Source organism: Roseateles sp., from assembly GCF_044373315.1.
Classification (GTDB): Bacteria; Pseudomonadota; Gammaproteobacteria; order Burkholderiales; family Burkholderiaceae_C; genus JACDQM01.
In genome coordinates this window covers 1-3,008 of sequence record NZ_JBILQK010000205.1, presented here as the reverse complement: position 1 = coordinate 3,008, position 3,008 = coordinate 1, and the positions used below count along the sequence as shown (strand labels likewise).

Sequence of the window (3,008 nt, the reverse complement as noted above, 5' to 3'; positions counted from 1 at the left end):
TGATCCGTCGCCACCCCGAGGGCCTGCCGGACCAGAGCATCTTCATCCAGATGGAAGGCACCGGCGGCCAGAGCTACGGCGCCTTCCTGGCGCCCGGCATCACCTTCTACCTGATCGGTGACGCCAACGACTACACCGGCAAGGGTCTGTCCGGCGGCCGCGTGGTGGTGCGCCCTAGCATCGAGTTCCGCGGCGACGCGACCAAGAACATCATCGTCGGCAACACCGTGCTGTATGGCGCGACCCGCGGCGAGGCCTTCTTCCGCGGCGTGGCGGGCGAGCGTTTTGCGGTGCGTCTGTCGGGCGCGTCTGCGGTGGTCGAAGGCACGGGTGACCACGGTTGCGAATACATGACCGGTGGGACCGTCCTCGTGCTGGGCAAGACTGGCCGCAACTTCGCCGCCGGCATGAGCGGCGGTGTGGCCTATGTCTTCGACGAGGACGGCGACTTCGCCAAGCGCTGCAACACCAGCATGGTGGCGCTGGACAAGGTGCTCAGCAGCGACGAGCAGCTGAAGGGCGCCGATGCCGGCATCCTGCATCGCCTCACGCCGCAGAGCGAGCCGCAGGCGGACGAAGCCATCCTGAAGAAGATGATCGAGGACCACCACCGCTGGACCGGCAGCCAGCGTGCCCGCGAGATCCTCGACAACTGGGCCGCCTCGCGCGCCAAGTTCGTCAAGGTCTTCCCGCATGAATACAAGCGCGCACTGGGCCAGGCGAGCGCCGCCAAGCAGGCCGCTGTCACCATTGCGCAAGCCAAGGCGCCCGCGACCACCAAGCCGGTCAAGGCCTGAGAGAAAGAGTAGGAGTCGAAAAAATGGGAAAAGTCACCGGCTTCATGGAGTACGAGCGTCTCGAAGAGGGCTATGAGCCCGTCGAGAAGCGCCTGAAGAACTACAAGGAATTCGTCATCGCGCTGACGCCCGAGCAGGCCAAGGTGCAGGGTGCGCGCTGCATGGACTGCGGCACGCCTTTCTGCAACAACGGCTGCCCGGTCAACAACATCATTCCGGACTTCAACGACCTGGTCTACAAGGGCGATTGGGCGAACGCGATCACGGTGCTGCACAGCACCAACAACTTCCCCGAGTTCACCGGCCGCATCTGCCCCGCACCTTGCGAGGCAGCCTGCGTGGTCAACGTGAACGGCGACGCCGTGGGCATCAAGTCCATTGAGCACGCCATCATCGACCGCGCCTGGGCGGAAGGCTGGGTGCAACCGCAGCCCGCCGCCGTCAAGACTGGCAAGTCGGTGGCGGTGGTGGGTGCCGGCCCGGCCGGCCTGGCCGCTGCCCAGCAGCTGGCGCGCGCCGGCCATGCCGTGACGGTGTTCGAGAAGAACGACCGTGTTGGCGGCCTGCTGCGTTACGGCATCCCCGACTTCAAGATGGAGAAGTCGCACATCGACCGCCGCGTCAAGCAGATGGAGGCCGAGGGTGTGGTGTTCCGCACCGGCGTGCTGGTGGCCAGCCTGCCCGAGGACAGCAAGGTCACGAACTGGGCCAAGGAAACGATCAGTGCAGATGAGTTGAAGGCGCAGTTCGACGCCGTGCTGCTGAGCGGCGGCGCCGAGCAGAGCCGCGACCTGCCGGTGCCCGGTCGCGATCTGCAGGGCATCCATTTCGCGATGGAGTTCCTGCCGCAGCAGAACAAGGTCAACGGCGGCGACAAGCTGAAAAGCCAGATCCGCGCCGATGGCAAGCATGTGATCGTGATCGGCGGCGGTGACACCGGCAGCGACTGCGTCGGCACCAGCAACCGCCATGGCGCCAAGAGCGTGGTGCAGTTCGAGCTGATGCCCCAGCCACCCGAGGTCGAGGATCGCCCGCTGACCTGGCCATACTGGCCAATCAAGCTGCGCACCTCGTCCAGCCACGAAGAAGGCTGTGAGCGCGAGTTCGCCATCGCCACCAAGGAGTTCATGGGCGAGAAGGGCAAGCTGACCGGCGTGAAGACGGTGCGCCTGGAGTGGCAGGGCGGCAAGATGACCGAGGTGCCGGGTTCGGAGCAGGTGATCAAGGCTGACCTGGTCTTCCTGGCCATGGGCTTCGTCAGCCCGGTTGCCACCATCCTGGATGCCTTCGGCGTCAGCAAGGACGCCCGCGGTAATGCCAAGGCCGGCACCGAGGCCGAGGGCGGCTACAAGACCAATGTGAACAAGGTCTTTGCCGCTGGCGACATGCGCCGCGGCCAGAGCCTGGTGGTCTGGGCCATCCGCGAGGGCCGCCAGGCCGCCCGCGCGGTGGATGAATTTCTGATGGGCTCGACCACGCTGCCGCGCTAAGCGACCGCAGCCGGTCTGAGCAAAGAAGCCGCCCTCGGGCGGCTTTCTTTTTGCCTTCACCGCAGCGCCCTTGGGGCAGCATGCCGGTAGCAGTTCGTTACCCCCGGCCGCCACTCGTCGCGACTTCGGCTCCGCCTATCTCACGTAGGCGATGGATCGTGCAATTTCGCACATCATGAAGGGGCGCCGCTGCCGAAAATGCTGTCAATCCCCCTGGTTGCGGGGCCCGCTGCGGGCGCCGAGCCGGACCACCGAGAGCTCACCATGCGCGTTTCGTCCCTTCTTGTTTCCCTGAGTCGTCCCGCCAGCCGCTCGCGTGGCTTCACGCTGGTGGAGTTGATGGTGGTCGTGGCCATCGTCGGCATCCTGGCCGCCGTCGCCTTGCCTGCCTATCAAGACTATGTGCGACGCGGGTCGCTGCCCGATGGCACCTCGGCTTTGGCCAGCACTCGCATCAAGCTGGAGCAGTTCTACCAGGACAACCGCAGCTACGGTGGCGCGAGCTGCGGCAATGGCACGGTCACCTTCGGCGTGACGGGCAAGTTCACGACGAGCTGCACGCTCAGCAACGGTGGGCAGGGTTACACCGTCACCGCCACCGGCAACACCGGCACGGTCGCTGCCGGCCACACCTTCACGCTGGACCAGAGCAATGCCCAGCGCACGACGACCTTCAAGGGCAGTGCAGTCAACAGCGCCTGCTGGCTGATGAAGGGCGACG

General features: G+C 65.8%; 2 protein-coding genes and 1 pseudogene. All 3 read left to right on the top strand.

The features are described from left to right. A pseudogene (locus ACIQ67_RS20430) lies at positions 1 to 797 on the top strand (glutamate synthase subunit alpha); the annotation flags it as partial. Positions 798 to 820: 23 nt separating this feature from the next. Continuing rightward, a complete protein-coding gene (locus ACIQ67_RS20425; protein WP_397536208.1) occupies positions 821 to 2,287 on the top strand; it encodes a glutamate synthase subunit beta in 1,467 nt (488 codons plus the stop codon). Positions 2,288 to 2,551: 264 nt separating this feature from the next. Then, on the top strand, positions 2,552 to 3,008 hold a 457-nt coding region (locus tag ACIQ67_RS20420), incomplete at its 3' end, for a type IV pilin protein (RefSeq protein WP_397536207.1).